The sequence below is a fragment of the Pinirhizobacter sp. genome, from assembly GCF_035317885.1.
In the GTDB taxonomy this organism is placed as follows: domain Bacteria; phylum Pseudomonadota; class Gammaproteobacteria; order Xanthomonadales; family Rhodanobacteraceae; genus Pinirhizobacter.
Genome location: NZ_DATHFX010000393.1, coordinates 1 through 2638, shown reverse-complemented (window position 1 = coordinate 2638; position 2638 = coordinate 1). Strand labels below are relative to the sequence as shown.

Sequence of the window (2638 nt, the reverse complement as noted above, 5' to 3'; positions counted from 1 at the left end):
ATGGGCGTTTTCGGCCCACGTATAGGCACTGCCGCTTTCAGACACCACGGTGCCGAACTGGTCGTTGGCGACCACGTTGCACCACGGTGCCGGCGTCGGCTTGCCTTCATCGAGAACCACGACGTATTCCCGGCCGTCGGCGCTGAAGCCGCCAAAGGGATTGGGCTGCAGAAGGTCCAGCGGGGCAGGTGGCTCGGTGGATTCCAGGCCGGGGGCCGATACCCTGGACAAGCGCGTCGGATGAGGCGCGCTATCGCCCGCGGCCCGTGAATCGGCTACATGGCGGTCGATCTGCTCAGCCAGGCTACCGCGCGAATCGTTGACGATGATGCGCGCGCTGGCCATGGTGACCTGGCGATCCTCCGGCGAGAGCTGTTGCGTGCCACGCACGAAGATGCCGCCGGGACGATCAAGCAGGCTCGCCTCGCTGCCGGAGGTGATCAGGCCCATGATCTGGTCCTGCAATTCCTGCCGGTAGCCGGCACGATCCTCGTTCCAGATCACCAGGTCCACGGCCAGTCCCTTCAGGCGCCAGTAGGCATGGGCCTGCACCAGTTGCCGCGCCAGATCGATCCGCAAGGGTTCGGAAATCTGCAATAGCACGATGGGCAGGTCGCCCGAGATGGCCTGTCCCCACAGTCCGGATTGCCCGCGCCGGTTGCTGGCGATGATCGCGGGATCGGCGCGAAGCGTGGCGTTGGGATAGATGATCGAAGTTGCCATGTGCTCGTACAGCTGGGCCTGTGCCAGCGTGGCATTGAGCTGGCGCAGCAGCACCTGGGCATGGGTCCAGGCCAGGTCGAACACACGATCGGCCAGATGCCGGTCGCGGTATTTCCCGATCAGGCCGATGCAACCTTCGCGGGTGTCGGCGATGCCCGTGACGAAATCCAGCGTGGCCGACTGTTCGGGCTCCAGCACGATCCGGCAGCGGATGGCGACGATCGGATCGAGCACGGATCCGGCGCTTCCGGACAACGTGGAGACGTCGCCATCGAGCGCGCGCGGCCGTGATGCATCGCGCCCGCGTCCGAGAAAACGAGCCCGGTCGGTTTCGTAGGACACTTCTTGTACGTGCGCATCGTGTACTGCCAGCAAGTGACACATCCACGGCGTGGCTTCGTCATGCGAGCGGGGTCGACGCGTACACAGGATGGCCTGCAATTCGTGCACCACTTCGGTCTGCACGAACAGTTTGCTGAAGGCCGGGTGCAACAGGTCCGCCATCGGTGGCGCCAGCACGACCTCACCATAGCTGGTGAGCTCGATGGTGCGCCGGGTGCGGCCAAGATTGGTCACGCGCACGCGGCGCAGCTCAATGTCGTCCTCGGGCGATACGACGATCTGGGTGTGGGTGTCCACATCGTTCCGGCGCACGCGGAATTCCGCGCGCGATTCGGAGAAGATAGCTTCGAAGCGGTCGGTCTTGGCAAGCGTGGGCTGGTGCGCGGTCGACCACGTATCGCCCGAGGCCACGTCGCGCACATAACCGTGCATGCCCCAATGGTCGCGGGTGATGTCTTCGCGCCAACGGGTGACGGCAAGATCGCGGTGCCTGCTGTAGCCGCCCCCGGCGCTACTTACCATCACGTGGTAGCGGCCGTTGGAAAGCAGCTGCACGGCCGGGCGGGCGCGGTCGGGATCGGTGAACAGGCGAAGGCGCGGTTCCACGATCGACGTGGTGCCTTCGGATTCAGGGAAGCCGGTGACGTGAAGGTATTCGGCGGCTGTGCGTGGCACGCGTTCCTGCAGCAGCAACGAGGTGGCGCGCAGCTGCGCATCGGCCATGAAGCGCCGCTGCATGGGTTTGCCCAGCAGCGTGTGCGCCAAGGCCAACAGCGACATGCCCTGGTGATGGACCATGTGCGACTTCACTATCGCCTCGTCCTGTCCCAACGGCAGCCGCGACGGCGTGAAATCGATGGCCTCGTAGAAACCGAGCCTTGCCTCCATGCCCATGCCGGCCAGGCGTTGCAGGTTGGTGGCAGCCTGGGCCGGCCTTACCATGGCCGCCAGGGCACAGGCATAAGGCGCCATCACGATGTCCTCGGCCAGCCCGCGCTTCAGGCCTAGCCCGGGCACGCCAAAGGCGCGGTACTGGTAGGTCAGGTGCACGTCCATCGCGTTGTACCCTGATTCGGAAACGCCCCACGGGCGTCCCAGTTGCCCGGCGTATTGCAGTTGGCGCTCCACCGCGGCGCGGCAGGTCTGGTCCAGCAGCGTGCCTTCGAAGCTCGGCATCACCAGCATCGGCATCAGGTACTCGAACATGGAGCCCGTCCACGACAGCAGCACGGGCGAACCGCCCGTGGTGGTCAACAGGCGTCCCATTGAGAACCAATGTTCCTGTGGCAACTGGCCCTGGGCGATGGCCACGTAACTGGCGAGCCTGGCTTCGGATGCAAGCAGATCGTAGTAGCTGACATCCAGGCGCCGCTGTTCCACGTCGTAGCCGATCGACAAAAGCCGCCGGTTTCCCTCGTAGAGGAACTGGAAGTCCATCACCGCCATGTCGCCAGCCTGCGCCGCCAATTGCTCGATCCAGGCGATGCGCTTTTGCGCCCGGCTACGAACGAGTTCGGCATCGGCCTGGGCGGTCCAGCACAACGGCTCGACACGCGAGAGTTCCCGCAAGGTG

1 protein-coding gene is annotated in these 2638 nt (G+C 65.0%); it reads right to left on the bottom strand.

All coding sequences use genetic code 11. The features are described 5' to 3' along the window. Positions 1 to 2638 (bottom strand): glucoamylase family protein (locus VK519_RS13010; protein ID WP_324350400.1); only part of this gene is annotated, 2638 nt, incomplete at both ends.